Genomic DNA, 25701 nt, shown 5'->3' with positions numbered 1-25701 from the left:
CAATTTACGCAAGGCTAACCCTGATCCACGGGATATGCGCGCGGATCGTCCCATCTTAAGCCAAAAATAAGCCGCGACCCGCAAGACTGAGTTCGAACGCCGCCAGAGCGGAGAGGATCGGATGCAGACGCAAGAACGGGATATCGCCGTCACGGCCGTTGCCTTGGCAACGGGCGAGCGGAGCATGCCCGTTACAGCGCAGCCGGCTAAGGGCGGCGGCTTCCGCATCGACGTCTTCGACAGCATAGCCGCGCTCGAGGCCGAATGGCGCGTGCTGGAACGAGACGACCTGGCTTCGCTGCACCAGAGCTATGATTGGTGCTCGGCCTGGGTGGAGACCTTTCGGCATCCGCTGGCTATCGTTCGCGGCTCGCTTGGATATCATACCGCCTTCATCCTGCCGCTGGAGATCATCCGCGAACGCGGCGTGCGCCGAGCCGAATTCATCGGCACGCGCCATAGCAACATCAACACCGGCCTGTTCTCCGCCGAATTTCTGCAGGGCGCCGCCGAGGGCCTGACGTCCGCGCAGACGACGGCAGTCGCAGAAGCCCTGCGCGGCAAGGCGGATATCGTCATCCTGCGCAACGTGCCGCTCGACTGGCGCGGCCGCAGAAGCCCGCTTGCCTCGCTACCCGCCGTGGAAAACCAGAACCACGCCTTCCAACTGCCTTTCCTCGGCAGTTTCGAGGCGAGCCTGAAACAGGTGAACGCCAAGCGCCGCCGCAAGAAGTTCAAGCACCAGAGCCGTCTCCTCGATGCCAAGGGCGGCTATGACTATGTGAACGCCGCGCCCGATCAGCAGGACGGGCTGCTCGACCTGTTCTTCGAGCAGAAGGCGACCCGCTTCCGGGAAGCCGGCTTGCCCGACGTCTTTGCCCATGCGCCGACGCAAGCCGCTCTGCGCCGGCTGCTGCGTCGTGGGAATGATGGCGTCGATGCCACGCTGCAGATGCATGCCCTCCGGCTCAAGGGCGAACATGAGGGGCACATTGCGGCGGTCGCGGCCCTGTCTCGCAAGGGCGATCACGTCATCTGCCAGTTTGCCTCGATCGACGAGGCGCTGGTTGCCGAGGCGAGCCCCGGCGAGTTGCTGTTCTGGTTGATGATCGAGCGTCTGCATCGCGAGGGCGTCGCCCTCTTCGATTTCGGCATCGGCGACCAGAACTACAAGCGCTCCTGGTGTCCGATGGAGACCACGCAGCATGATCTGTTCCTGCCGATATCCGGCATCGGCCATGTAGCGGCTCTGGCAGAACGAAGCATCACGCGCGCCAAGGCCGCCATCAAGTCCAACTGGCAGCTCTATGCCTTCATCCAGCGGTTGCGGGCCCGGCGGGGCGCGGGTCCGGCTGTGGCCGACGAGAACGACAGGGATTGATCACGCCGCGTCGCGCCGCGTATCCGGATCGAGCTCCTGGCGCCATCCGGACATCAGGATGATGTGCTCATAGCCAGCCTTCTGGAATTCCGCCATCGCTGCAATGAATTGGCCTTCGTCGGGCACCGGCATGGAGAGAATGATCTCCGTATCCTTGCTGCGCGTCAGTCGCGCGACGCCGGAAACATCGGCTGCGCCGCATTCGACAAGAACGATGTCATAGGCCGAACCGAGCGCATCAAGGATCAGCGACAGCCGGTCGGCGCCGCGCATCGCACGACCGAGATCGCTCATGCCCTGCGGCACGAGATGGGCGTCGGAGAGCCGATCAGGGTGGATCGTATCCGCAAAGGCGGCCTCGCCGCACAGCAGGTCGGTCACGCCTGAAAGTTCGTCGTGCTCGGCCATGAGCCGGGAGGGGCAACCCGTTCCTGTCATGTCGACCAGCACGATACGGCTTCCGGCATCCGCAATCGTCCGTGCCAGCATCACCGTCGCTGTGGATCCGCTGTCACCGTTCGGGGATATGGCAATCGCCAGCCTGGAGCCGTTGGCGATCAGATAGTCGGCGACGGACTGGATGGAGAAATCCTCCTCGTCTTCCACTTCCTGAACCGCTGGCTTCGGCTTGAGCTCCGGATCGACTGACGCCGCCATCTCCTGCGCCAGGGTTTCGTCTGCCGGGACCGAAAGCATGCTTGCCGGCACATCGGCGCGCTTCACCATGGCCAGCGCCGGCGCCGTCTGGATATCAGGCTGAGGACGAGCGGGCATTTCCGGCAAAGCCTTCTCGTCGCGACCGACGGGCCGCAATGCGCGACCGCTGAACAGTTCCGCCAGCATGATGACGATGGCGGTCAGGATGAAGGTCGCCAATGCTGATACCACGACGATCGGGCCGACCTTCGGGAAATATGGATCGACCGGCTCGACCGCCTTCGAAACCACGCGGGCATCGGCCGGGCTCGAATTCTTGTCCACGCGGGAAGCAGCCTCGCGATAGCGGGCGAGATAGGTTTCCAGCAATTGCCGCTCCGCCGCGGCCTCGCGCTCCAGTGCATTGAGGCCGACCTCGTCTTCCCCTGCCCTGGCGCTATCGGCCTTCAGCGTGTTCGATTGCGCCAGCAGTTGCTGCTCGCGCAGCTGCGCCACCTTGGCTTCGTTTTCGATGCTGGCCAGAATCCTCTGGGTCTCGCGATTGATCTGCTGGCGGATGTCGACGAGCTGCGCCCGCAGGCTCCTCAGCCTGGGATGGCCATCCATCAGCGTCGTGGACAGATCCGAGATCTGCGATTCCAGGTTGGACTCCGTCGCTTTCAGCCGCTGGATTGCCTGCGAACCGGCGACATCGGCAAGCGTGTCGGTGGAGCGGCCGCTGGCGAGCGCGTTGCGCACCGCCTGGGCCCGCGCTTCGGCATTGGCCTTATCGCCGCGCACCTGCGCCAGCTGGCCTGAGATATCGCCAAGCTGCTGCGTTGCGAAATTGCCGTTCTGGCTCGTTTGAAGAAGCCCGTTGGCCGAGCGGTAGTCGGCGACCTTCTTTTCGGCCTCGCTGACCTTCTCGCGCAGACTGTTGATCTCCGGTTCCAGCCAACGCGTCGCCTCGCTATTGGAATCGAGCTTGGCGCCGCTCTGCATCGAGAGATAGACCTGCGCCATCGCGTTCGGCACGCTGGCGGCAAGATCCGGATCGCGGGAGGTGAAGCTTATGCCGATCACGCGCGAACTGTTGATCTGGTAGACCTGCAGCCGGCTGGTGAAGGCATCCAGCATCCGCTCTTCCGGCGCCTTGTCGAGGGCACCGCGCTTCAGATGCAGCATGACGAAAATATCGGAAAGTGCGGAGCCCTTGTTGGCTGCGGCGAATTCCGGGTGCTCGGGGAGCTTGAGATTGGTAATGACCTGCTTGATCAGATCCGCCGACTGCAGGATCTGGACCTGGCTGGCGATGTTAAGCTCGTCGAGCAGAGGCGCCGAACCAGCGTCGTTGCCGGTCGTCGTCGTTGCAAAGGCCGGTGCACGCTGCTCGATCAGAATACGGGTCTCGCTGCGATATTCCGGCGAAACCACCTTGGCGAGGACAAATGCCAGACAGGCGCCTGCCAGCGTAATGACAATGACCCGCAATCGCCGCCGCCATACGGCGCGAAAGAGCTGCGCGAGATCGATGTCCACATCCTGCTGGGTGTTGTTGACACCGGACATATACAAGAACTCCATAATATAAAGCCGAAATTAATCGTAAACGACTATGGTAACCCAAGCGTTAATAGTATTTCGCATGCATCGCTTTCGATATGCCTAATATTTGCGAGAGAATTTTCTTGGCTATTTACCGACCGTTAACCCTAACGGATCGATAACGGCGACAGTGATTTTCCTCTCCTGTGAGCGCGAAATGCCCTTCGCAAAGCCAAAGATTGTTCTGGCACTCGGCATGGCTGCCGTGAGCGCCGCGCTCACCGGCTGCAACACCTATCAGCCTGCGCCGAAGGCCTTCAGCGAAGCCACGATTCAGCCATATACGCTGGATAGCGGCGACCGCCTGCGTGTGACCGTCTTCGATCAGCCAGGCCTGACGAACACCTTCACGGTCGACCAGGCCGGCTATATCGCCTTCCCGCTCATCGGCCAGGTCCCTGCCCGCGGCCGGACGTTGCAGCAGCTCTCCGGCCAGATCGCGCAGAAGCTTCGCCAAGGATATATCCGCGATCCCGACGTGACAATCGATGTCGATCGCTACCGCTCTGTCTATATCATGGGCGAGGTCGGCCAGCCGGGCCAATATTCCTATGTGCCTGGTATGACCGTGCAGAACGCCATAGCAGTCGCCGGCGGCTTCTCCAGCCGCGCCAACCAGGCCAATGCAGACGTCACGCGCAAGATCAACGGCCACGTGATGACCGGGCGCGTCGGCATCTCCGATCCGGTGCTGGCGGGCGATACGATCTATGTCAGAGAACGATTGTTCTGACAGCGCCCGATCATGGCAAAACCGCTCCGTATCCTCCATTGCTTCAGGTCTCCGGTCGGCGGGATCTTCCGCCACGTCCGCGATCTGGCGGAGGAACAGAGTAAAGCGGGACATGAAGTCGGCATCCTTTGCGACAGCCTCACCGGCGGGGAGCATGAGGACCGGCTGTTCGACGACATCGCCCCCTTTCTGGCACTCGGCGTGACCCGTCTGCCTATCCGGCGTCAAATCAGCCTCTCCGACGCGACGACGCTTTGGCGCGGTTACAAGAAAATCAAGAGTTTGCGGCCGGATGTGCTGCACGGGCATGGCGCCAAGGGCGGCCTGCTTGCGCGCGTTCTCGGCTCGATCCTGCGGGTGAACAGGTATCGCGTAGCCCGCCTTTATACTGCGCATGGCGGCAGCCTGCATTTTTCGCGCAGTTCGCCACAGGGAATGCTGGTGCACAGCCTGGAGCGGATACTGGAATTTCTGACCGACGGTCTGATCTTCATCTGCGATTTCGAGCGCCGCACCTACGAAAGGAAAGTCGGCAAGCCGCGCACGCGCTCGGTCATGATATACAACGGCATCAGCGAGAGGGATTTTCGCAATATACCCACACGATCGGACTCCGTGCATTTCGTCTATATCGGCATGATGCGGGACCTGAAGGGTCCCGATCTGTTTATGGACGCTTTCGCAAAGACAGAGCGGCGGATCGGCCGGCCACTATCCGCGCTGATGATCGGCGATGGTCCGGACAGGGACAGATACCGCGCCATGATGATCGAGCAGGGTCTCGGTCACCGTATCGGCATGCTGCCGGCCATGCGTGTACACGAAGCCTTTTCGATGTCTCAAAACGTCGTCGTTCCCTCGCGCGCAGAGGCCATGCCCTACATCGTTCTGGAAGCGCTTGCGGCAGGAAAGACGGTGATCGCTTCGCGCGTCGGCGGCATTCCCGAGGCGCTCGGAGAAAATAGCGCGGCGCTCGCCGAACCCGACGACGCCGACGATCTGGCGCGCGTCATGGCCGAAGCGATCACGGAACCGGGCTGGGGCAGCCGCAACATGCCGAATATCCAGGCGATCCGCTCGGCCTTTTCAGCCTCCGCCATGGCAAGAGATACTTTGCACCTGTATCATAATATACTTGGATTAGACGGAGAACATTAGAATACAAGCAAGTGGTGTAAGCGTTTTTTAGCTGATATCTGCTAGGCCAATTCCGGTAACGACCGGATGAATTGCCATGAACAACATCGACAAGTCCGAGCAGTTTAACTTGGACAATATTCGCAAGCAGGTTTCCGAAATCCGCACACGTGGCGCCGAAGAAGCCCGCAGCGAGCGTCCGGCCGGCGAAATCAATGCCTATGCGCTGCAGATCGCCGAACAATTTCGCGAAGGCAATCAGACGCCGGCCATCATCATAGGGCAATATCGGCTCTTCGAATTCCTGTCGCTGCTTGCCGTCGGCCTGGCGATCCTCTTCTTCGGAATGACGACGGACGGTCATCCCTTCCTCTCGAAAGCCGTGGTGACCGTCGCGCTCAGTGGCCTCGCGATCGTCTTTCTGCAGGTCGCCGACGCATACCAGATCCCGATTTTGCGTGCGCCGCAGCGTTTCCTGCAACGAATTCTCGGGCCATGGGCAGCGGCCTTCATCGTCATGACCCTTGCCCTCCTCCCGTTCGACGTCAACAATATCTATTCGTTCCGCCTTCTCGGCATCTGGTTCGCGACAGGCGCGGTGTTTCTTTTGGTTGCTCGCCTGGTCTTCGCATACGGCATCCGTCATTGGGCCCGCAACGGCGTCATGGAAAGACGTGCCGTCATCGTCGGCGGCGGCGAGCCGGCCAAGGAGCTGATCCGCGCGCTCGAGCATCAGATTGACAATGATATACGCATCTGCGGCATCTTCGATGATCGCGGCGAAAAGCGCTCGCCCGTCATGGTCGCCGGTTATCCGAAGCTGGGCACGGTTTCCGAGTTGGTCGAGTTCGCTCGGCTCACGCGCATAGACATGCTGATCATCGCGCTGCCGATCAGCGCCGAAGAACGCATTCTGCAATTGCTAAAGATGCTCTGGGTGCTGCCCGTCGACATTCGGCTTGCTGCGCATGCCAACAAGCTGCGCTTCCGCCCGCGCGCCTATTCGCATGTGGGCGCCGTGCCGATGCTCGATATCTTCAACAAGCCGATCCGCGATTGGGATGGCGTCGCCAAGCGCATCTTCGATGTCCTCTTCAGCGTGCTGGCGCTTACGCTTCTTTGGCCGATCATGCTCGGCGCGGCGATTGCCGTGAAGACGACGTCGAAAGGGCCCGTATTCTTCATGCAGAAGCGCCACGGCTTCAACAACGAGATCATCAAGGTCTTGAAGTTCCGCTCCATGTATACGCACATGAGCGACCCGACCGCCCGCAACGCCGTCACCAAGAACGACCCTCGCGTCACGCCTGTCGGACGCTTCATCCGCAAGACCTCGATCGATGAGCTGCCGCAGCTCTTCAACGTGCTGCTTGGCAATCTCTCGCTCGTCGGTCCGCGACCGCATGCCGTGCTCGCCGCCAGCCACAATCGCACCTATTCCGATGTCGTCGAAGGTTATTTCGCTCGCCATCGCGTCAAGCCCGGCGTGACCGGCTGGGCACAGATCAACGGTTGGCGGGGCGAAATCGACAGCGACGACAAGATCAAGTTCCGTACCGCATACGACCTCTATTACATCGAGAACTGGTCGCTGGCGTTCGATCTGAAGATCCTCTTCCTGACGCCGTTCCGTCTGCTCAATACGGAAAACGCCTATTGACCGCGATCGACCTCCCATCGTCTCGCGTCGCGCAGCCGCAGCTCGCCACAATACGGCTGATCGGAACGGCCGGCGTCGCCTTCGGAGTGTTCCTGTCGGGCTTCGTGATCGCGGAACCCGCCCCCTATGAGCTGTGGCTCGCCTTTCTCATCGGCACCTGGTTCATTCTCGGGCTGAAGATATCCCGCAGCGTCGCGCCGCTTCTGGCCCTGTTTCTGGCCTTCAATGTCGGCGGCATGCTGTCGATCACGCAGATGCGCAATCTCGACGCCAGCGACCATCTCGACGGTCCTGTCTATATCGCCGTCTCCACCTTCCTGGCACTCAGCTCCGTCTTCTATGCTGCCATCATCGAGGACGGTGAAAAGCGGCTGAAGCTGATCTTCAATACCTGGGTCGTGGCAGCGCTGATCACGGCGAGCCTCGGTATTCTCGGCTATTTCCACGCCGTTCCCGGCTTCGATATCTTCACCCGCTACGACCGCGCGATGGGTGCGTTCCAGGATCCGAACGTCTTCGGTCCCTATCTGGTGACACCGAGCATATACCTCATGCACGGTATCTTGATCGGCGATCTGAAGAAGGCGCCGATCAAGGGCATCTGCCTGTTCATTCTGGCCTTCGGCATCTTCCTCTCCTTCTCCCGCGCCGCCTGGGCCCTGTTTGCCTTCGCCTCGGCGATGCTGATCTTCTGTATGCTGCTGAAGCACCGCAGCAACGCATTCCGGCTGCGCATCCTTGTCATGTCGCTGACCGCGATCATTCTCATGGTCGTCCTGCTCGTCGTCGCGCTGCAATTCCATCAGGTCAGCGACCTGTTCTCCACGCGTACCCAACTCGTGCAGGACTATGACGGCGGCCACCTCGGCCGTTTCGAACGTCATCGCATCGGCTTCATGATGTCCATGGAGCGGCCGCTCGGCATAGGGCCACTGGTCTTCGGCAAACTCTTTCGCGAGGACGAGCACAATACCTGGCTGAAGACGCTGACCACCTACGGCTGGCTCGGCTTCTTCTGCTGGGTCAGCATGATCTGCTGGACCATCTATATCGGCTTTCGCAATCTCCTGAAGGAACGGCCCTGGCAGCCCTACGTGATGATCGCCTGGATCGTCATTCTCGGCCATGTCGGCATCGGCAATGTCATCGATACCGACCACTGGCGCCATCTCTACATGTTGATCGGCATCGTCTGGGGCTGCGGCGCCCTCGAGCGGAAGTATCAGCGTAGCTTGAGCCGAAGGGAAGCAGCACCGTGAACATTCATAGTAGCACCAAGCGTCTGTCGCTGCTGCAGGTTCTCGAGCCAAGCGGCGGCGGCTCCGGACGGCATTTCCTCGATCTGTGCCGGGCGATGCAGCGGCGCGGTCATTCGGTGACCGCCGTCTATTCGCCGCTGCGCGCCGAAGCCGCCTTCGTCGCAGAGCTCGAAGGCATGGGCCTCGACAACGTCATTCCGCTTGCCATGCGGCGCGCTCCGGGTCCCTGGGATATCACCGCATGGTGGCATCTCCGCAAGATCGCCGCCCTTAATGGACCGTTCGATCTGATCCACGGCCATAGCTCGAAGGCCGGGGCATTGACACGATTGCGGCTGCCGGGACGACATGTGCCGGTCCTTTACACGCCGCACGCCTTTCGCACCATGGACCCGACACTCGGCTCGAGGGGCCGATTGATCTATGGCGGCATCGAGCGCTTTCTCGGCAGCCGGCTGACCGACCGCCTGATCTGCGTCTCCCGCGACGAATATAACCACGCGCTGTCGTTGGGCATTCCCGAAGCGCGTCTGCGCATCGTCGTCAATGGCGTCAGCGCACCGCCAACCAGCCAACGCGCTGCCATCCGCACCCGCTACGGCATCCCTCAGGACGCCCTCCTCTTCGGTTTCGTCGGCCGATTGACCCCGCAGAAAGCGCCGGAGCGGCTTGTCAAAGCTTTTTCCCGCATCGCCCATGGCTTGCCGCAGGCGCATTTGTTGATGATCGGGATCGGGGAACTTGCGGAAGCCGTCAACGACATGATCAGGGCCGCCGGGCTGGCGCACCGCGCCCGCCTTGACGGCAGCATACCGGGCGTTACCGCCATCGATGCGTTCGATGTCGTTGTTATGCCGAGCCGATATGAGGCAATGTCCTATGTAATGCTGGAAGCGGCGTCGGCAGGAAAGCCGCTGGTGCTGGCCGATGTCGGCGGCGCACGCACGGTGCTGGAGCCCGATAGGAACGGCTACATCGTACCGAACAGCGACGATCCCGCTGAACTTGCCGCCGCGATGTCGCACTTTGCCGACCCCAATCTGCTGGCACGCATTGCCGCCGAAGCACGCCGCCGCAAGGACGGCTATACGCTCGACGGTATGGCCGATGCGACCGAGGAGATCTATTACGACCTGCTCGGCTATCCCGCCCCTGTTCGCCTGGAACGGCAGGAAAAAGTCCCATTGCCTGAGATCGCCAAAGAGCGGACGAAGAGCGCTGCCGCATTCTAAACTCGAACGTGGTTTCCATCCGAAATGAGTTCCGATTTTCCGGCTTATGCGATACAGTTAAACCATGATTACATCAGCACAATTACGCGGCGCGCGCGCCATGCTCGGACTGACGGCGGAGACGCTCGCCAGCGAGAGCAAGCTTCCGGTGTCGACGATCGAAGCCCTGGAAACGGATGCCAATTCCGCAGATGCCAAGGCGCTTGCCACGGTTCGCTCCGTCCTTGAAACCCGGGGCGTGCTATTCCTTGCCAGCGGCGGCGATGACGCCGGCGGCGCCGGCGTCCGCTTCAAGCATTGGGCCGAGGATGGCAGCATCCGGCCGGAAAACCTGAACGCCACCAATGATGATTGACGGCCGGAGCGGTTATGCGTTTCGCCGAACCGCTCTACGGCATTGTTTTTCCGCCATTCCAGACGGCAAACTGCCGCAGTTTTCTTGCGGTGGCTCTAGGCCGCTAGCCCCCAGCTCTTGACCAGTTGCTCCGGTGCGGAAACGGCCGCGGCCAGGATGAAGCGCTCGGTATCGTTTGCCGGTTCCCGGCCCTCGATGACCGAACCGACCGGCAAGCCATGGCCGAAATCGTTCAGCGTGACGAGTTCCAGGATCATGTTGCCATAATCGTCGCGCCATTCGCGCCGCTCGCCGCCTTCGAAAAGGCGCAGGCGGCCCTTGGTCTGCGGACGATCGCGCACGGCAAGCCACTGAGCGACCGACGCTTCCGCGTTGGCAAAGGACACGACATCGTCGGCATCGCCATGCCAGATGGAAACAACGGGATAGCTGCGGGCATTCGGAGAGACCTCGCGAACGAGATCGGCCCATTTTTCGGCCGTACGCGTGGAGCCGCGATTCATGACATCCATAGCCGACATGGCATCGCGAGCGGCTCCAAAAGGCAAGCCGCCGATGACGGCACCCGCGGCAAACAGCTCCGGATAGGTCACAAGCAGCGCCGCGGCCATGGCGCCGCCGGCAGACAGACCCATGACGAAAATCCTGTTATCGTCGATCTCGTGCAGCCGTCGGCTGGAATCGATCATCTCGCGGATGGAACCCAACTCGCCGCGGTCGCGCGTCACCATGCTCGGGCGAAACCAGTTGAAACACAGATTGGGATTGTTCGACGTCTTCTGCTCGGCGTAAAGCACGGCAAACCCGTGCTGACGAGCCAGAGCCGACCAGCCGCTGGCGCGATCGAAATCCTCGGCGTTCTGATGACACCCGTGCAGGACGACGACGAGCGGCATCGGCCCTTTGATGCCCGGCGGCACATATTCGAGCATGCGAAGATCGCCTGGATTGCGACCGAACCACAAAACTTCCGTCAGTTGCTGCGGCACCGGGCGCGTGGGGACGCGACGACGTGGTGGCGGAGATTGCGGCCGTGTCGCCGGAAACATGAGCTGCGGCAGCTCGACAGAATCGACAAGCAGGCGGCGAAGCCGGCTCGGAACTTTGAAATTCATCATGGACCTTTCAGATTCTCCGCGCCCGCCGCTAGTGGTTTTCCTCCGTCGCGGCGGCCGCGCACTGTCCCCCAGGGGGCTCAGTGACATCGAGAGACAGACTCTCTTTGTGCAATGCAGCAAATATAGGATGGCGGTGCAGCTTCGAACAGGCACAAAGCATCATTGCTGCTATGTGAAATCAGCTTAAATCGATTAGATTCAGGGCCATAAAAAAACGCGGTTGTGTCAGAAATAAGCCCTTGCAAGCGCAAGAAGCTTGGCGTCGTCCTTCACGCCCTGACGGTAAAGCTGGATGATCAATGCACCCAGACGCTCGGCTTCCGGACTGCGCGGGTTCATGCCACGATCCTCACAGACAGCGTCAAGCACCTTCTCCAGACGGTCGAGATCGTCCGAAAACAAAGGCAAATCCCGTGGATGTATGGGGGTTTCCAACATTTGCGCTGCCTCGTCCTTCGGGCAGAAGCACGCAACAACTTCGCCGGTGCCCGCTAATACCCGACGATACCACTAGACTATGCTCCTTGGCCGCGGGCTTGGCAAGGAAGCTTTTGCGCGATCGCCGCCACTAATGCATTTCTGATTCGCAAACCGGGCGGCAATCCCGCCAACGCTACAATTTTAAGTTACGCCATCACCAAGCCTTCATCCGCATTTGCGACAACGGCGCAAACGGAGAGATGATATGACCAGATTTTTTATCCCGGCCATTGTCGGCCTGTTACTCGCCAGCACGGCCCTGCCGGCCCTTGCACAGAACTTTCAGAACCTTCCCTTGCGCAATCCTCGTCAGCCGCCGGAAGGATATATTTCCGTGCAGTCGGGAATATCGCTTTCCTATTCGGTACCGGACGGCGACAACGAGGAGCAGCAGGAGAAGGCTTTGAAATCCTTCTACAAGATCGCCGCGAGCAGCTGCGCGACCTTGCTCGATACCATTGCCGACGCCTGCGAGATCAGCGCGATGTCGAGCAATACCTCGGTCAACAGTCCCGACGGCCGCGGGCCGAGGCTCTCGGTAAACGGACAGGTGACGATGTCGGTCAAACTGAAGCCGGCCACCGCACCAGCGAAATAGGAATCCCTGCTCCCGATAGTCAATGATGCGAAAGCCAACGGATCGGTAAGAAATCGCGGCGATAATCCCCTCGCAATTGAGGGATGATACCATGGCGAAAGCGAAACGGCGCACACGGCGCAAGCCGCAATCCAGGGCGGGCAATTCGATGTGGCTGTGGGGTGTCGTCGGCCTGGCGGCCGTGGCCGGCATCTACGCCTACCAGCATCGCAAGGAGATGCCGTCGATGCTCGCCCATGCAGGCGCGGTCGCTGCCATGCCGCATGTGGCACAGGAAGCGCCGGTGCCGGCAACCAGGCCGAAGGTCAAGACCGTCGCGGTCGCTCCGGAACCGCGTGCGACATCCGCCCTGCCCGTGCCGCCAGCCGCCATTCCCGTCGCGATGCCGATCAGCAGGATGCCGATCGAACGGCCAGTGCCCGGCTTACGGGGCCAGACCGGCGGCCGGTTTGTGCTTTGTGGCGCCGGCTCGGGAACGAACTGCGTGGTTGATGGCAACACGTTCTGGCAGGATGGCGTCAGGATCCAGCTGGCCGACATTGACGTGCCATACACCGATGCCGCGCGCTGTCCGAGCGAGAGGCAGAAGGCCGTGGCCGCGAAACTGCGGCTGCAGGCCCTCCTCAATGACGGAACCTTCGTACTTTCCGGCAGCAATCGCAGCGATGACCAGAATGGCGGCAAACTGCGCATCGCCATGCGCGCGGGCCGCTCGATCGGCGATCAACTCGTCTCAGAAGGACTCGCGCGGCGCTGGACGGGCCAGCCATCCTCGTGGTGCAGCTAAATCACTGGAAATTCGATTGGGAGCTCAAGGAGATAAATGGTCGGGGCGACAGGATTTGAACCTGCGACCCCTTGACCCCCAGTCAAGTGCGCTACCGGGCTGCGCTACGCCCCGACCTGCCGAAACGGCTTGTTTCGTTTAGAGTTTAGAGTTTCGCGACGCAAGCGAAAAGTGGCGGGCCGCTCAGAAAAAGTTCCGGCTCAACGGCACTCGCGTCTCGGCCCCCGGCTCGGTTGATAGCTATTGTCCGAGGCGCGGTAGGAGCTGTAGCGGCTTGCGCAGGCGCGGGCATGGCCGTCGTAATAGCCTCGGGCGCGTTGCCCGCTGAACAGCGTGCCTGTCACGAAGGATTTGAAGAGCACGCCGCTGTCCGAATTGTCATCATAATAGCTATCGGAACCATGACGCCGATGGCCACCGCTCCAGTGATTATGATTGTGCCAATGGCCATGGCCGTGAACCTGAATGACGTCGGACTTTTCAGGCACCGACAGTGCCGGCATGGTGATGGCACCGGCCGGCATGGCGGCACCAGCCGCCAGCAGCAAACCAAAGCCCATGGCAGTCATCGACCTGGCAATCGTAAACATATGCGCCTCCTTCGAAATCCGGCAGCGGCGCCAAGCACATATGCGTGAGACAGCCTTGTCGCCGAACGCTTCAATATTACCTCTATATAGTGATTTGGACCCAAGCTCACAGATGCCCTTTCGTCTTTATTGCGAGACGGAATTAAGAGAATAAGAAGCGATCGGAAAGTTGAGGCAATGAAACCCCTGATAGCCCTGATGCTATGCGCACCGCTGCTTGCCGCATGCACCACAGCCCAGCCATTGGAGCCGATTCCCGGCAGTATTACCTATCACGGCCAGCCGCACATGAAGCTGACGCAATCGCCGCCCGGCACGCGGCTGCAGCATCACTTCACCAATCAATGGGGTCAGGATGTCTTTGAAACCTACATCATCCAGCCTGACCGCAGCCTGAAGCTGGTCAGCCGGGAGGAGATGACTCAGCCGTTCTAAGAGCGACCGGAAACATGAAAACTCCACCAGCGGGAGAAGCCGGCGGAGTTTTTGTTTCGACATGTGAGCGATCGGGCTATCGCGATGCCTACCAGCAGCGATAGCAGCGACGGTAATACGGGCGGTCATAATAGCCGCGGTGATGGTGATCACTGGCTGCGGCGCCGACAAGAACACCACCGATGATACCGGCGGCGGCAAGAGCGGCTGCCTGATTTTCAGCTTGCTGCGCCTGGACGCGATTTGCCTGGTAAGTGGCGCCGACGCAGCGATTGTAGCGCTGCGAACCGGGGCGGAAACCCTGTGACTGGCACGTCATTTCAGCATTCATCGCAGATTCCTGCGGTGTCTGACAGCTCGATAGAATAGTGGTTACGGCGATGAGGCTCGCCGCTACGGTGGCACGTATACGCATATTCCCTCCGGCAATTTATAGTACAACCCTGGGACAGGGAAATACAGCCAACGGTAAGTCTTAGCAAGCCAATGCCGTCAGGCAACGCGCAAAAAACCGGCAGAATCCCTCAAAATCACGCGCAAAGATGGTATCGTGCTTAACGGGTTCAGCCCGTCAACGGGAGCGGCAAAACAAAAGGCCCCGCCTGGCGGCAGGGCCTTGAGATCCGCTTGCGTCTGCGGCCTTACTCGAAAGGCCGAGACATCCGGTTCATTTCCGATCAGAAATTCCGCTCGAAACGGAGGATACCGGCGACGGTATCGTCGTTGATGAAGTCGTAGTGAACGTAGGTCAATTCCGGCTCGATCAGGAAATCCTTGACCGGGTTGAACTTGAGGTTCGTGGTCGCTTCGAAGATCTTCGATTCGGTATAGGCAAGCTGCAGGTTCCATTTCAGCTTATCGTTGACCGGAACGCCGACGCCGCCCCAAACTGCCCAGTCACCCCAGCCGCACTTGGCCGCATTGACCGCACCGCTCGACGTCGTGCAAGCGGAGACGTCCTGGTTGGTGCCGGCATACTTGTTCAGCTTGTCGCCGTCCGTGTTCCAGCCACCCATCAGGAAGGCTTCCACAGCGCCGAATTTGGCATCGATGCGCGCCTTGATGGCGCCTTCTTCGACGATGGAATCATAACCGCCGACGACCTTGAAGCCCCAGTTACCCACCTTGTAGCCGAAGCCGGCGACGGCATCGGGAGCGTAGTGGTTGGACTTGTCGTCCGTCCACCAGCCAGCGCCATAAGATGCACTGCCGTCGGAGGTGGAGTAGCTGTCTTCGAGCGAGACCACAGCCGTGAAGCCGTTGCCTGCATCGTAGTTGTAGGTCAACTGGTTCAGTTCGTACGGGCCGTCATAGATCACGTCGTCGTTGATGACGTCGCCAGCGTAACCAACGTATAGGTTGTACTGCGAATCGAGCTTACCAACCGTGAAGCCGCCGAGGCTGATATTGGCGAACAGCAGCTTGGCGCTGGTCGCATTTCCATCGTTCCACTCCCAACGGAAGATGGTGTTGGTCTTCAGCGGACCGTATTCGGTGTCGGTCGCAGTATCGACATTGAGTTCCACACGCTCATGCCACATCGTGCCGACCCGGCTGTTCGGATTGTAGGCGTCGTACCACTCGCCTTCGGTACGGACCTTGCCGCCGACTTTCAGGCAGGTTTCGGTACCGGGGATATAAAAATATCCGGTGCCGTAGGCATCGCAGATGCGGACATATTCAAGCGGCTCGGGCTCGGCCGCAACGATTGCGTCAGCAGCGTGGGCAGCGCTCGCTGCGGCGATGGCAGCGGCGGAGCCAAGAAGAAGGCTCTTGATGTTCATGATGTCTCCATTCGACTATCCATCAGGGATGGACCTCAAGGCAGATAACATCACACCCCTCCATGGCCTGACTGGCTGTTCCCCTATTACAGGGCGAAGCACAAGGCTTCGGTTTCAAACTGAACCCGCCGCCAAAGTCGGACAAGTTAATAAGGCTGCCGAACTATTTTTTACAACGCAAAAGGGTAGCAAATGTGACAAAAATATCACGCACTGTAGCTGACTATATGGGCGAGCATCCCGATGCCTTCCCCAAGGTGCGCAACGCAAGCATACACATGTTTCGGTTGCACTTCCGTTGAAAAACGCAAGGCATGCCCTTGGACACTCTACCGAACGACGCTGGCGATGCCGCCGACCGGACTTCGCTCTATCGCACCTGATCGAGCAGACGTTTACACTCCAGCAGGTCATAGAGCGTTTCCTGAAGCAACGCCCGATCCTCCTTGCCGACACTGGACTTGCCGAGCGAGACATCCGGCACGCCGTCCTCCCCGCTGACGAAATTAAAGAAACGACGGCTTATCGGCGCCTTGGCGCGCCCGACAATCTGGTCGTCTTCCGGATTGGTGGAACCGACACGCGGTTCGACCGGAGCAGGCTCCTGCGCCGCCCCGGCAAGTGCCTCGACGCTGGCGAGATCCCCGTGCCCCACGGCGATAACGAACTTGTTGCCGTTGGTTTTCAGAAGCTTCTGAACGCCTTTGATCGTATAGCCGTGATCGTACAGCAGATGGCGGATGCCATTCAGGAGGTCGACATCCTCCGGCCGGTAGTAGCGCCTGCCGCCGCCACGCTTCATCGGCTTGATTTGCAGAAAGCGTGTTTCCCAGAACCGTAGGACATGTTGCGGCAGGTCAAGGTCTTCGGCAACTTCGCTGATCGTGCGAAATGCATCCGGGCTCTTGTCCATCATCATACTCCCACAGCGCGACTACGGCGCCATTCGCGCCAAATCACGCAAGACCTGATATTGGCGCCGCATCTTATCATGATGCGACTCACCATATTTCAACGGTTTGCCAGGAGAAATTCAAGTCATCTCTTCGGCCGCTACACAAGCAAACTGCAAAAAGCCAGAGAAATACATCCAAAAAGCGTCGCATCGCAGGCACCCTGCCGATGGGAAACAAATGGCGTGAATGGATCAGGAGGCCGGATTTACCGGTCTGGCTTTCGCCTTGCGGCTCGCATGAGCCTTGAGGATGCGGGTCTTCAGGACGTTGGATGCCTTGAAAGTCATGACGCGCCGTGGAGAGATCGGAACTTCCTCGCCGGTCTTCGGATTTCGGCCGACGCGTTCATTCTTATCACGCACCTGAAAAGTCGCGAATGAGGAGAGCTTTACGGTTTCTCCACGCACGATGGCGTTGCAAATTTCATCGATAACTGTCTCGACGAGTTCCGCCGACTCCGTCCGGGAGAGACCGACTTTCCGGAATACCGACTCCGCCAGATCTGCGCGCGTCACTGTCTTGCCCGTCATAGCTCCCCGCCCATATTGATAGGTAATCTTATTCAAGCCGTACGAGACTATTGCCCTTGCGCCAAACGGTCAAGCTCTTGTTCGGAATCGGCTTTTAGAGATGAGGCCTACCAGCGCAGCAGCACTGCGCCCCAGGTGAAACCGCCGCCCATGGCTTCCAGCATGACCAGATCGCCCTTCTTGATTCGGCCGTCGCCGGCAGCAACCGCGAGGGCCAGCGGGATCGAAGCGGCCGACGTATTGCCATGGAGATCGACGGTGATCACAACCTTCTCGGGAGCAATTCCGAGCTTTTTGGCGGACCCATCGATGATGCGCCTGTTCGCCTGATGCGGCACCAGCCAGTCAAGGTCGTCAGCCGTCGCGCCGGCAGCCTTAAAGGCAGCCTCGATAACGTCGGTGATCATGCCGACTGCGTGTTTGAACACCTCGCGTCCCGCCATATGCAGCACGCCGACCGTTCCCGTCGAGGAGGGACCGCCGTCGACATAGAGCTTGTCCTTGTGGGCACCATCCGAACGCAGGCTTGCCGTCAGCACGCCGCGGTCACGGTTTGTGCCGCTCCCTTCGCCTGCCTCGAGGATCAGCGCACCGGCGCCGTCACCGAAGAGAACGCAGGTCGTGCGGTCGGTCCAGTCGAGGATGCGGGAGAACGTTTCGGCGCCGATGACGAGCACGCGCTTGGCAAGGCCGCCGCGAATGTAGGCGTCGGCGGTCGTCACGGCATAGACGAACCCGGTACAGACGGCCTGGACGTCGAAGGCGAAGCCATGATGCATGCCGAGCCGGTTCTGGATATTCACCGCTGTGGCGGGAAACGTGTTGTCGGGCGTCGAGGTGGCGACGATGATCAAATCGAGATCGTCGGGCGTCAGCCCGGCGTTGGCGAGGGCGGCGCGTGCCGCCTGCTCACCCAACGAAGCCGTGGTTTCGCCTTCGCCTGCAATGTGGCGCTGGCGAATGCCAGTGCGCTGGACAATCCAGTCGTCGTTGGTGTCGACAACCTGTTCCATCTCTGCATTGGTCATGACACGCTTGGGGAGCGCCGCCCCAAATCCGCGGACAACTGAACGGATCATTCTGCTTATACCCCGTCGCTCATGCCGCTTCCGGCCCGATGGGGGGCAGCCGTTTAGCATGATACTTCTTCAAATCGTTTTCGATTTTCTGCGTAAGCCCGTTCTTGGCCATGTCGTAGCCGACATCGATGGCGGCTGCAAAGGCTTCCGCATTCGCGCCACCGTGGCTCTTGATGACAATGCCGTTGAGGCCGAGGAAAACGCCGCCATTGACCTTGCTGGGGTCCAGCTTCTCGCGCAGCAGGTCGAAAGCTCCCTTGGCGAAGATATAGCCGATGCGGGCCAGCAGCGTGCGCGTCATCGCCGAGCGCAAATAGGAACCGATCTGCTTTGCCGTACCTTCCGCAGCCTTCAGGGCGATGTTGCCGGAGAAGCCTTCCGTGACCACGACATCGACCGTACCCTTGCCGATATCGTCGCCCTCGACGAAGCCGGAATATTCCAGCGATTCGAGATTGGCCTCCCGGATCAGGCGGCCAGCATCCTTGACCTCCTCCTGCCCCTTGATTTCTTCGACGCCTACATTGAGCAGGCCGACGGTCGGGCGCTCGATCTCGAAAAGCGCGCGTGCCATCGCACCGCCCATCAGGGCAAAATCAAGCAGCTGCTGCGCGTCCGCGCCAATGGTGGCGCCGACATCGAGCACGATGCTTTCGCCGCGCAGCGTCGGCCAGATTGCGGCGATCGCCGGACGTTCGATATTGGCCATGGTGCGCAAGCAGAATTTCGCCATTGCCATCAACGCCCCGGTATTGCCGGCAGACACCACGACGTCGGCGGCCCCCACTTTCACCGCTTCGATGGAACGCCACATGCTGGACACGTAGCGGCCGCGGCGCAGCGCCTGGCTCGGCTTCTCGTCCATGCTGATGGCAACATCGCATTCGTGAAAGGCAGATCTTTCCCGAAGCTTCGGATATTTGGCAAGGATCGCCTCGCAGCGATCCTTTTGTCCATACATGAGGAAAGTGATGTCGGGATGCCTATCCAGCGCCTTGGCCGCGCCGGGAACAACAACCTCAGGGCCGAAGTCGCCACCCATTAGGTCAAGAGAAATTCTGATCACGCGTCCCTAGTCCTTTTTGTCCGCCGGGCCTGGCGAATTTGGCGTCAAAATACCGTTTTCTCCCTCGGTTACAACTGAATTGTGCTCAGTTGCCATCGGAGTCTATTCCTTTTTCCAGTCTTTCAGAACGGCGAATGGGGAAGGTTTCCTGTCATTTTCGCCGGCGTCTTCGATGTGTCCTTCGAACTCGACATCGGGCTTGCGCGGATAAGGGTCGATGGCAAGCGCCGCGAACTCCGCAACGACCGCACCGGCATCGATCGTGTCGCCTGTGAACGTGTCGGGAAGGTCCGGTCCATCGGGATCGAGCACCATTTCACCCGCAGCCACCGAGGGCGCGCGCGCCAGCTTGGAATCCTCAGGTACGAAAATATGCTCGAAATTCTCGTCGATGTCAGATTCGACCGGATCAAGCGTGACGACGCACGCCTGGACGAGCTTTGCCCTTACATTGCCCTTGATCCGCACGCCGTCGCGCTTCCAGCGCGAGATCTTCAGATCCGCTTCGAGCTTTTCCACGGAAAGGACATCCCAAAGCGCCGCCAAGCCCGCAAGTTCGCGATCATCCGCCTCGACATGCACATCCACCGGATTGGCGGAGATATGGCCAACCTTCACCGGATAGGAAAACGGCGTTTTATCGGAGTTGTGTGTTTTCATTTTTTGCCCCTTAACCTACCTTTTGGCCGAGCTTGCCTGGCTGCGGCAGCGTCGCCGAGCCCGTGGCGATATCGGCCTCCGTCACGGCGGCCAAATGCGCCTCGGCGTCCATCATCCAGTCGGCCAGCGCCGCCATCGAGGCTCCCTCGTCCGTCTTCGGATAGATGTTGCGACGAAGTGCTGCGGCAAGTGCAGCACGATCATTGCCGTCCATGGCCGTCGCATAACTTTCGAGCCGCCCGTAAAACATGCCGGCGAGTTTCTTCATGCGCTTCGGCACGCTGTTGTCACCAATTCCAAGCTCGCGGATCGAATAGTCGATATCCTCGAAAAACGCATCGACGATTTCCTGTGCAAGCTCTTGGCCGCTGGTCGCGGACGATCGCGTCCGCCGGAAAAAAAGGATCATGACAACCGAAAGCAATTCGAAGCGCCCCATCACCGTATCCGGCACGTTGTAGCCGGTATAGAAAACCGGCTCTCGCGCCATCGATGTCAGGACCTCATATTGCCTGACGACGATGATCTGATTGTGATTTCTTTTGCGGAATAGCCCAAAAATCATGAAAATTCCCGGAATTGGCTCCTTCAGAGCGCCCCGTTTTTGCTTGGCCTTGTTGCATCCACGCCAAAGCTGGTTTACCGAAGCAGGCGCGAATTGCAATGCCGTTTGTGCCCGCTTCAAGGCTCCCGCCCTTACCTTCATCACCCTGTGGATGTCGGTGAAGAAGAGTGACGAACAACACCATTGTAGCTTTTTCCATCGCGGAAAGGCCACAATGATGTGCGCAGCAAGATCATACCGGCCGCTCGGCCATCGGATTGATTCATTAGGGGAGATGAGATGTCGTTGACCAGACGGTATTTCAAGTCTGACATTACTTTCAGCAGCAGTGCCGCCATCGCCCTGGTGATTGCGACCGTAGGACTTACGGCTTGCCAGACCGGCGAGGTCATGAACAACGGCTACATCTTCGATCAGCAGTCGCTCGCCCTTGCGCCCGTCGGCTCGAGCCGCGAGCAGGTGCTGCTGTCGCTCGGTACGCCCTCAACCACAGCGACCTTCGACGGCGAGGTATTCTACTACATCTCCCAGAAGCGCACGCGCGCCGCCGCCTTCATGAAACCGAAACTGGTCGACCAGAACATCCTGGCGATCTATTTCGACAAGGACGGTATCGTGAAGCAGGAAGCCAACTATACGCTGAAGGACGGCAGGGTCTTCGACATGATCAGCCGTACGACACCGACCGGCGGCCGCGATATCACCTTCCTGCAGCAGATCCTGCAGGGCGGCGGCCAGGGCGTGAACGGCGCGAGGAACTTCCTCAACAACCTCAATCCGGGCCAATAGGCCGGGAAGATGCTCCAACGAAAAACCCGCGAGGCATAGCGCCTCGCGGGTTTTCTTTATGCGTTCGGTTTTTTTCGGCTAGAGCGGGTGATTTTAGGTCGAACCGACCTAAAATCCGAATCCGCTCCATAATCAAAAAAGGTGGAGCATGATGTCGTCCTAAAACCGCTCCACACTTTTCGGCATCACGCTCTATCCCGCAAGGACGGCCAGCAGCAGCAATGCAACGATATTGGTGATCTTGATCGCCGGATTGACAGCCGGGCCGGCCGTATCCTTATAGGGATCTCCGACGGTATCGCCCGTCACCGACGCCTTATGCGCCTCCGAGCCCTTCAGATGACGCGTGCCGTCCTTATCGACGAAGCCATCCTCGAAGCTCTTCTTGGCATTGTCCCAGGCACCGCCGCCTGACGTCATGGAAATGGCGACGAACAGGCCATTGATGATGACGCCGAGCAGCGACGCGCCGAGTGCGGCGAAGGCCGAAGCCTTGGAGCCGGAGATCAGAAGCACGCCGAAATAGACGACGATCGGTGCCAGCACCGGCAGCAGCGACGGAATGATCATCTCGCGAATGGCCGCCTTGGTCAGAAGGTCGACGGCGCGGCCATAATCAGGGCGTTCGGTGCCCTGCATGATGCCTGGTTTCTCGCGAAACTGCCTGCGCACTTCCTCCACGATCGAACCGGCAGCCCGGCCGACGGCCGTCATGGCGATGCCGCCGAAGAGATAGGGAATCATGCCGCCGAACAGCAACCCGGCAACGACGTAAGGGTTGGAGAGATCGAAGGAGATCGCGCCCACATTGGCGAAATAGGGGAATTGATCGCCATGGGAGGCAAAATATTTCAAGTCGTTCGAATAGGCGGCAAACAGCACCAGCGCGCCGAGACCGGCCGAACCGATGGCATAGCCTTTCGTCACCGCCTTGGTGGTATTGCCGACGGCGTCCAGCGCATCGGTCGACTTGCGCACTTCCGGCGGAAGATGCGACATTTCGGCAATGCCGCCGGCATTGTCGGTCACCGGGCCGAAGGCATCGAGCGCTACGATCATGCCGGCAAGCCCAAGCATGGCCGTCACGGCGATACCCGTGCCGAACAGGCCGCCGAGCTGATAGGTGGCAAGAATGCCGCCGACGATGACGAGCGCCGGCAGTGCCGTAGATTCAAGCGAGACGGCCAAGCCCTGGATGACGTTGGTGCCATGGCCAGTGACGGACGCCTGGGCAATGGAATTGACCGGCCGCTTGTTGGTGCCGGTGTAGTATTCGGTGATGACGACGATCAGCGCCGTGACGATCAGCCCGACGATGCCGCAGAGGAACAGCTTCGTTCCGGTGATATCGAAACCTGCGACAGTGCCGATCGAACCCCAGCCGATGGTCAGCGACGTGGCGACTGCGAGGCCGACGATCGACAGGAGACCCGTGGCGATCAGCCCCTTGTAGAGCGCGCCCATGATCGAACCGTTGACGCCGAGCTTGACGAAGAAGGTGCCGATGATCGAGGTAATGATGCAGGTGCCGCAGATCGCCAACGGATAGATCATGGCGGAGTCAAGCATCGGCGTGCCGGCGAAGAAGATCGCGGCAAGAACCATAGTGGCGACCACAGAGACTGCATAGGTTTCGAACAGGTCGGCCGCCATGCCGGCGCAATCGCCGACATTGTCGCCGACGTTGTCAGCAATGGTCGCGGGGTTGCGCGGATCGTCCTCGGGGATACCCGCTTCCACCTTGCCGACGAGATCGCCGCCGACATCTGCGCCCTTGGTGAAGATGCCGCCGCCGAGACGGGCGAAGATCGAAATCAGCGACGCGCCGAAACCGAGCGATACCAGGGCGTCGATGACATCGCGCGAGCCCGGCTCATGACCGAGAATATCGGTCAGCACATAGAAGTAGATGGAGACGCCGAGCAATGCGAGGCCGGCAACCAGCATGCCGGTGATAGCGCCCGACTTGAAGGCGATATCGAGACCGGCCGCCAGGCTATGCGACGAGGCCTGAGCCGTGCGGACGTTGGCGCGCACGGAGACGTGCATGCCGATGAAGCCGGCAGCGCCCGAGAGAATCGCGCCGATCAGGAAACCGAAAGCGGCTTCGGCAGACAATAGAAGCCAGGCTGCAATGAAAACAATGACACCGACAATTGCGATGGTTCTATATTGACGCGCCAGATAGGCTTGGGCGCCTTCCCGAATATAACCCGCAATCTCCTGCATGCGCGCATTGCCCTGATCGGCAGCAAGCACCGACCGGGTCGTCCAGATGGCGTAAACCACCGAGAGCAGCCCGCACGCTATAACACCTAAAAGAATTGACATTTCGCTTTTTCCCTCCAAAAAAGCCGGCGGTTCACTCCTCGCCCGGCCGCCTGCGACAACCGTGACCGCCCTCCTCCAAGACGACCGACAGATGTGCAATGCGAGATTGCTGTTGGGAAAACGTCGCGTCAAGACCGCCCGCGGGTAAAACACCCGCTGGAGGTTCAAAAGAATATCCGTAACTGAAATCAGGCGCGAACGAAGGAAACGAAAGTGCAAACCGCAGCGGTCAGCGCCTCCAAGGAAGCCTATTTCTTGGCTTCGCCGCGAACCTGCTTGGCGATTCGGTCGAGCACGGCGTTGACGAGTTTCGGCTCGTCCTCTTCGAAGAAGGCGTGGGCGATCTCGACATATTCGGTGACGATGACCGGAACCGGCACGTCCTTGCGGTCGAGAAGCTCGAATGTGCCGGCGCGCAGGATGGCGCGCACGGTGCTGTCGAGACGCGACAGCGCCCAGTCGTCCTGAAGGGCGGAGCCGATCAGCGGATCGAGCCGGGTCTGTTCGCGCACGACGCCTGATACGATGGAGCGAAACCAGGATGCGTCGGCCTTCAGGTAGGTCTCGCCATCCAGCTCCTGCCCGAGACGGTGTGCCTCGTATTCGGCCACCACCTCCAGCACGCCGGTTCCGCCGATATCCATCTGATAGAGCGCCTGAACGGCAGCAAGGCGAGCTGCCCCCCGCTGGTTCGCGGGCTTTGCCGGTCGCTCGTTATCCTGATTGCTCATGAACTTATGCACCCAACTTTTGTCTCAGCGCGATCATCGTCAGCGCCGCGCGGGCGGCAAAGCCGCCCTTGTCCTTTTCCGAGCGGCGCGCCCGCACCCAGGCCTGATCGTCATTCTCGACGGTCAGGATGCCATTGCCGATCGCAAGCGATTCACTGACGGCCAGATCCATCAGCGCGCGCGAGGATTCGTTGGCAACGATGTCGAAATGATAGGTTTCGCCGCGAATGACCATGCCGAGAGCGACATAGCCGTCATATTGCGTGCCATCATTGTCCGCACCGTCGAGAGCCATGGCGATCGCAGCCGGAATTTCCAGCGCGCCCGGCACGGTGACGACATCATAGGTCGCGCCAGCCTCTTCGAGCGCGGTCTTGGCGCCGTCTAGCAGGGCATCGGCCATATCGTCGTAGAAGCGGGCTTCGACGATGAGGATATGGGCATTGGGAGAGCTGGACATATATCACCTGCGAATTGAGAGGGGGCGGCACCTTGCTAGGCCGGGTCAAACCACGGCGGGCCTCGCTTGGCAAGTGTTTTTCAATGGCCGCCGCCGATTCTCGCCCTATTTGGGGGCCATCGGAACAGCCATGGAAATTGTGGCTTCCGCGCACCCAACTGCTTCGATAATAATTCCGGACCTGGGAAGGGTGAGGCTCATGACGAAAAAATCCAGACCCGCCGTCAATGTCGGCGAACTTCAGTTGGATCATTGGCAACAGGGGAGCTTCTTCGCCGGCAGCGACACCTCCTTCGGTGCGTTGCTCGGCCTGAAAGACATCGGCATCAGCTACAACGAAGTGCCCCCCGGCAAATCGGGCTGTCCATTTCACAATCATCATGTCGAAGAGGAGCTCTTCGTCATTCTCGACGGCGAAGGCGACTATCGCTTCGGCGATCAGCGCATCCTCGTCAGCAAAGGCGATGTGCTGGGCGCTCCGACCGGCGGCCCGGAGACTGCGCATCAATTGATCAATACCGGCCCCGCGGTGCTGATCTATCTCGCGATTTCGACCAAGGCGCAGACGGAAATCGTCGAATATCCGGACTCGGGCAAGTTCCTGGCGAAAACCTATCGGGGCGGCGAAGCGGCATTCCGGGTCATCGGCCGCGCCGCCAGCGTCGACGTGGACTACTGGGATGGCGAGCCCGGCGCATCGAACGACTGATCACACCCACGGAAATACATACCTGATAGCAAAGA

28 protein-coding genes and 1 tRNA gene are annotated in these 25701 nt (G+C 60.0%); 12 read left to right on the top strand and 17 right to left on the bottom strand.

What is annotated here, in order from left to right; translation table 11 throughout:
• The first annotated feature begins 121 nt into the window (after nt 1-121).
• Nucleotides 122-1381, top strand: a complete 1260-nt coding sequence (locus tag AB8B29_RS04420; protein ID WP_113118932.1) for a GNAT family N-acetyltransferase — start codon at nt 122-124, stop codon at nt 1379-1381.
• Here AB8B29_RS04420 and AB8B29_RS04415 read toward each other — a convergent pair whose 3' ends face one another.
• Nucleotides 1382-3586 (bottom strand): exopolysaccharide transport family protein, encoded by a 2205-nt coding sequence (locus tag AB8B29_RS04415; protein WP_113118931.1) that lies wholly within the window; start codon nt 3584-3586, stop codon nt 1382-1384.
• 193 nt (nt 3587-3779) lie between these two features.
• Here AB8B29_RS04415 and AB8B29_RS04410 point away from each other — a divergent pair, with 193 nt between their 5' ends.
• The 6 genes from AB8B29_RS04410 to AB8B29_RS04385 all read left to right on the top strand — a co-directional run bounded on the left by AB8B29_RS04410 (nt 3780) and on the right by AB8B29_RS04385 (nt 9998).
• On the top strand, nt 3780-4355 hold the full coding sequence (locus AB8B29_RS04410; protein ID WP_037194147.1) for a polysaccharide biosynthesis/export family protein: 576 nt from the start codon (nt 3780-3782) through the stop codon (nt 4353-4355).
• Between the two features lie 12 nt (nt 4356-4367).
• Nucleotides 4368-5513, top strand: coding sequence for a glycosyltransferase family 4 protein (locus tag AB8B29_RS04405; protein WP_113118930.1), 1146 nt, complete (start codon nt 4368-4370; stop codon nt 5511-5513).
• Between the two features lie 76 nt (nt 5514-5589).
• On the top strand, nt 5590-7152 hold the full coding sequence (locus AB8B29_RS04400) for an undecaprenyl-phosphate glucose phosphotransferase (protein WP_047552996.1): 1563 nt from the start codon (nt 5590-5592) through the stop codon (nt 7150-7152).
• Nucleotides 7149-8411 (top strand): O-antigen ligase family protein, encoded by a 1263-nt coding sequence (locus AB8B29_RS04395; RefSeq protein WP_113118929.1) that lies wholly within the window; start codon nt 7149-7151, stop codon nt 8409-8411. The genes AB8B29_RS04400 and AB8B29_RS04395 overlap by 4 nt, the downstream gene beginning before the upstream one ends.
• A complete protein-coding gene (locus AB8B29_RS04390) occupies nt 8408-9643 on the top strand; it encodes a glycosyltransferase family 4 protein (RefSeq protein WP_113118928.1) in 1236 nt (411 codons plus the stop codon). The genes AB8B29_RS04395 and AB8B29_RS04390 overlap by 4 nt, the downstream gene beginning before the upstream one ends.
• A gap of 64 nt (nt 9644-9707) precedes the next feature.
• Nucleotides 9708-9998, top strand: a complete 291-nt coding sequence (locus AB8B29_RS04385) for a helix-turn-helix domain-containing protein (RefSeq protein WP_037194136.1) — start codon at nt 9708-9710, stop codon at nt 9996-9998.
• Nucleotides 9999-10093: 95 nt separating this feature from the next.
• Here the strand turns inward: AB8B29_RS04385 and AB8B29_RS04380 are convergent, their stop codons facing one another.
• Complete coding sequence (locus AB8B29_RS04380; protein WP_234903714.1) at nt 10094-11116, bottom strand: extracellular catalytic domain type 1 short-chain-length polyhydroxyalkanoate depolymerase; 1023 nt, start codon at nt 11114-11116, stop codon at nt 10094-10096.
• A 225-nt stretch (nt 11117-11341) separates the two neighbouring features.
• Nucleotides 11342-11554 (bottom strand): hypothetical protein, encoded by a 213-nt coding sequence (locus tag AB8B29_RS04375; RefSeq protein WP_037194135.1) that lies wholly within the window; start codon nt 11552-11554, stop codon nt 11342-11344.
• Nucleotides 11555-11801: 247 nt separating this feature from the next.
• Between AB8B29_RS04375 and AB8B29_RS04370 the strand changes: the two genes are divergently transcribed.
• Together AB8B29_RS04370 and AB8B29_RS04365 are read left to right on the top strand one after the other, a co-directional pair.
• Complete coding sequence (locus AB8B29_RS04370) at nt 11802-12194, top strand: hypothetical protein (RefSeq protein WP_113118927.1); 393 nt, start codon at nt 11802-11804, stop codon at nt 12192-12194.
• 91 nt (nt 12195-12285) lie between these two features.
• Entirely contained in the window at nt 12286-12981 is a 696-nt protein-coding gene (locus tag AB8B29_RS04365) for a thermonuclease family protein (protein ID WP_047639201.1), read from the top strand.
• A gap of 37 nt (nt 12982-13018) precedes the next feature.
• On the opposite strand, the gene AB8B29_RS04360 is transcribed toward AB8B29_RS04365, so the two are convergent.
• Both AB8B29_RS04360 and AB8B29_RS04355 read right to left on the bottom strand, forming a co-directional pair.
• Nucleotides 13019-13095, bottom strand: a tRNA-Pro gene (locus tag AB8B29_RS04360).
• A gap of 86 nt (nt 13096-13181) precedes the next feature.
• Nucleotides 13182-13571: a BA14K family protein gene (locus AB8B29_RS04355; protein WP_113118926.1), complete on the bottom strand. Its 390-nt coding sequence runs from the start codon at nt 13569-13571 to the stop codon at nt 13182-13184.
• A gap of 177 nt (nt 13572-13748) precedes the next feature.
• Here AB8B29_RS04355 and AB8B29_RS04350 point away from each other — a divergent pair, with 177 nt between their 5' ends.
• Nucleotides 13749-14006: a hypothetical protein gene (locus AB8B29_RS04350; RefSeq protein ID WP_037194127.1), complete on the top strand. Its 258-nt coding sequence runs from the start codon at nt 13749-13751 to the stop codon at nt 14004-14006.
• A gap of 88 nt (nt 14007-14094) precedes the next feature.
• Here the strand turns inward: AB8B29_RS04350 and AB8B29_RS04345 are convergent, their stop codons facing one another.
• The 9 genes from AB8B29_RS04345 to AB8B29_RS04305 all read right to left on the bottom strand — a co-directional run bounded on the left by AB8B29_RS04345 (nt 14095) and on the right by AB8B29_RS04305 (nt 20830).
• Nucleotides 14095-14421: a hypothetical protein gene (locus AB8B29_RS04345; protein ID WP_113118925.1), complete on the bottom strand. Its 327-nt coding sequence runs from the start codon at nt 14419-14421 to the stop codon at nt 14095-14097.
• 262 nt (nt 14422-14683) lie between these two features.
• Nucleotides 14684-15790: a porin gene (locus tag AB8B29_RS04340; RefSeq protein ID WP_037194124.1), complete on the bottom strand. Its 1107-nt coding sequence runs from the start codon at nt 15788-15790 to the stop codon at nt 14684-14686.
• A gap of 370 nt (nt 15791-16160) precedes the next feature.
• The gene (locus tag AB8B29_RS04335; protein ID WP_037194122.1) at nt 16161-16709 is read right to left on the bottom strand and encodes a MerR family transcriptional regulator; all 549 of its coding nucleotides are present in this window, start codon (nt 16707-16709) and stop codon (nt 16161-16163) included.
• Nucleotides 16710-16937: 228 nt separating this feature from the next.
• Nucleotides 16938-17276, bottom strand: a complete 339-nt coding sequence (locus AB8B29_RS04330; RefSeq protein WP_034507623.1) for an integration host factor subunit alpha — start codon at nt 17274-17276, stop codon at nt 16938-16940.
• A 107-nt stretch (nt 17277-17383) separates the two neighbouring features.
• Nucleotides 17384-18355, bottom strand: coding sequence for a beta-ketoacyl-ACP synthase III (locus AB8B29_RS04325; protein ID WP_047552977.1), 972 nt, complete (start codon nt 18353-18355; stop codon nt 17384-17386).
• A 19-nt stretch (nt 18356-18374) separates the two neighbouring features.
• Entirely contained in the window at nt 18375-19421 is a 1047-nt protein-coding gene (plsX, locus tag AB8B29_RS04320) for a phosphate acyltransferase PlsX (protein WP_034507627.1), read from the bottom strand.
• A 102-nt stretch (nt 19422-19523) separates the two neighbouring features.
• A complete protein-coding gene (locus AB8B29_RS04315; protein WP_112441766.1) occupies nt 19524-20081 on the bottom strand; it encodes a YceD family protein in 558 nt (185 codons plus the stop codon).
• Nucleotides 20082-20091: 10 nt separating this feature from the next.
• Nucleotides 20092-20646: a ubiquinol-cytochrome C chaperone family protein gene (locus AB8B29_RS04310; protein ID WP_112441764.1), complete on the bottom strand. Its 555-nt coding sequence runs from the start codon at nt 20644-20646 to the stop codon at nt 20092-20094.
• Complete coding sequence (locus AB8B29_RS04305; RefSeq protein ID WP_156143630.1) at nt 20585-20830, bottom strand: hypothetical protein; 246 nt, start codon at nt 20828-20830, stop codon at nt 20585-20587. The genes AB8B29_RS04310 and AB8B29_RS04305 overlap by 62 nt, the downstream gene beginning before the upstream one ends.
• Before the next feature lie 95 nt (nt 20831-20925).
• On the opposite strand from AB8B29_RS04305, the gene AB8B29_RS04300 reads away from it, so the two are divergent.
• Entirely contained in the window at nt 20926-21435 is a 510-nt protein-coding gene (locus tag AB8B29_RS04300) for an outer membrane protein assembly factor BamE (RefSeq protein ID WP_037194113.1), read from the top strand.
• A gap of 192 nt (nt 21436-21627) precedes the next feature.
• On the opposite strand, the gene AB8B29_RS04295 is transcribed toward AB8B29_RS04300, so the two are convergent.
• The 3 genes from AB8B29_RS04295 to AB8B29_RS04285 all read right to left on the bottom strand — a co-directional run bounded on the left by AB8B29_RS04295 (nt 21628) and on the right by AB8B29_RS04285 (nt 24957).
• Nucleotides 21628-23766 carry a sodium-translocating pyrophosphatase gene (locus tag AB8B29_RS04295; RefSeq protein ID WP_037194111.1) on the bottom strand — a complete coding sequence of 713 codons (2139 nt, stop codon included), beginning with the start codon at nt 23764-23766 and terminating at the stop codon, nt 21628-21630.
• Nucleotides 23767-24014: 248 nt separating this feature from the next.
• Entirely contained in the window at nt 24015-24497 is a 483-nt protein-coding gene (gene nusB, locus AB8B29_RS04290; protein ID WP_004122322.1) for a transcription antitermination factor NusB, read from the bottom strand.
• Nucleotides 24498-24501: 4 nt separating this feature from the next.
• On the bottom strand, nt 24502-24957 hold the full coding sequence (locus AB8B29_RS04285; RefSeq protein ID WP_037194107.1) for a 6,7-dimethyl-8-ribityllumazine synthase: 456 nt from the start codon (nt 24955-24957) through the stop codon (nt 24502-24504).
• A gap of 199 nt (nt 24958-25156) precedes the next feature.
• On the opposite strand from AB8B29_RS04285, the gene AB8B29_RS04280 reads away from it, so the two are divergent.
• Nucleotides 25157-25666: a cupin domain-containing protein gene (locus tag AB8B29_RS04280; protein ID WP_037194105.1), complete on the top strand. Its 510-nt coding sequence runs from the start codon at nt 25157-25159 to the stop codon at nt 25664-25666.
• Nucleotides 25667-25701: the final 35 nt, after the last annotated feature.

This window comes from Rhizobium sp. 11_C7_N12_5 (genome assembly GCF_051811145.1).
Taxonomy (GTDB): Bacteria; Pseudomonadota; Alphaproteobacteria; order Rhizobiales; family Rhizobiaceae; genus Rhizobium; species Rhizobium lusitanum.
This window is presented reverse-complemented; position numbering and strand designations above follow the sequence as displayed.

Bases quoted from the DNA above. Each gene is read 5' to 3' on its own strand.
- AB8B29_RS04345 (WP_113118925.1), bottom strand. From the start codon at position 14,421: ATGCGTATACGTGCCACCGTAGCGGCGAGCCTCATCGCCGTAACCACT.
- AB8B29_RS04375 (WP_037194135.1), bottom strand. From the start codon at position 11,554: ATGTTGGAAACCCCCATACATCCACGGGATTTGCCTTTGTTTTCGGAC.
- AB8B29_RS04415 (WP_113118931.1), bottom strand. From the start codon at position 3,586: ATGTCCGGTGTCAACAACACCCAGCAGGATGTGGACATCGATCTCGCG.
- AB8B29_RS04325 (WP_047552977.1), bottom strand. From the start codon at position 18,355: ATGATCCGTTCAGTTGTCCGCGGATTTGGGGCGGCGCTCCCCAAGCGT.
- AB8B29_RS04405 (WP_113118930.1), top strand. From the start codon at position 4,368: ATGGCAAAACCGCTCCGTATCCTCCATTGCTTCAGGTCTCCGGTCGGC.
- AB8B29_RS04400 (WP_047552996.1), top strand. From the start codon at position 5,590: ATGAACAACATCGACAAGTCCGAGCAGTTTAACTTGGACAATATTCGC.
- AB8B29_RS04295 (WP_037194111.1), bottom strand. From the start codon at position 23,766: ATGTCAATTCTTTTAGGTGTTATAGCGTGCGGGCTGCTCTCGGTGGTT.
- AB8B29_RS04410 (WP_037194147.1), top strand. From the start codon at position 3,780: ATGCCCTTCGCAAAGCCAAAGATTGTTCTGGCACTCGGCATGGCTGCC.
- AB8B29_RS04370 (WP_113118927.1), top strand. From the start codon at position 11,802: ATGACCAGATTTTTTATCCCGGCCATTGTCGGCCTGTTACTCGCCAGC.
- AB8B29_RS04340 (WP_037194124.1), bottom strand. From the start codon at position 15,790: ATGAACATCAAGAGCCTTCTTCTTGGCTCCGCCGCTGCCATCGCCGCA.
- AB8B29_RS04305 (WP_156143630.1), bottom strand. From the start codon at position 20,830: ATGGTGTTGTTCGTCACTCTTCTTCACCGACATCCACAGGGTGATGAA.
- AB8B29_RS04285 (WP_037194107.1), bottom strand. From the start codon at position 24,957: ATGTCCAGCTCTCCCAATGCCCATATCCTCATCGTCGAAGCCCGCTTC.
- AB8B29_RS04335 (WP_037194122.1), bottom strand. From the start codon at position 16,709: ATGATGATGGACAAGAGCCCGGATGCATTTCGCACGATCAGCGAAGTT.
- AB8B29_RS04330 (WP_034507623.1), bottom strand. From the start codon at position 17,276: ATGACGGGCAAGACAGTGACGCGCGCAGATCTGGCGGAGTCGGTATTC.
- AB8B29_RS04355 (WP_113118926.1), bottom strand. From the start codon at position 13,571: ATGTTTACGATTGCCAGGTCGATGACTGCCATGGGCTTTGGTTTGCTG.
- AB8B29_RS04315 (WP_112441766.1), bottom strand. From the start codon at position 20,081: ATGAAAACACACAACTCCGATAAAACGCCGTTTTCCTATCCGGTGAAG.
- AB8B29_RS04385 (WP_037194136.1), top strand. From the start codon at position 9,708: ATGATTACATCAGCACAATTACGCGGCGCGCGCGCCATGCTCGGACTG.
- AB8B29_RS04300 (WP_037194113.1), top strand. From the start codon at position 20,926: ATGTCGTTGACCAGACGGTATTTCAAGTCTGACATTACTTTCAGCAGC.
- nusB (WP_004122322.1), bottom strand. From the start codon at position 24,497: ATGAGCAATCAGGATAACGAGCGACCGGCAAAGCCCGCGAACCAGCGG.
- AB8B29_RS04365 (WP_047639201.1), top strand. From the start codon at position 12,286: ATGGCGAAAGCGAAACGGCGCACACGGCGCAAGCCGCAATCCAGGGCG.
- AB8B29_RS04280 (WP_037194105.1), top strand. From the start codon at position 25,157: ATGACGAAAAAATCCAGACCCGCCGTCAATGTCGGCGAACTTCAGTTG.
- AB8B29_RS04380 (WP_234903714.1), bottom strand. From the start codon at position 11,116: ATGATGAATTTCAAAGTTCCGAGCCGGCTTCGCCGCCTGCTTGTCGAT.
- AB8B29_RS04350 (WP_037194127.1), top strand. From the start codon at position 13,749: ATGAAACCCCTGATAGCCCTGATGCTATGCGCACCGCTGCTTGCCGCA.
- AB8B29_RS04310 (WP_112441764.1), bottom strand. From the start codon at position 20,646: ATGATTTTTGGGCTATTCCGCAAAAGAAATCACAATCAGATCATCGTC.
- AB8B29_RS04420 (WP_113118932.1), top strand. From the start codon at position 122: ATGCAGACGCAAGAACGGGATATCGCCGTCACGGCCGTTGCCTTGGCA.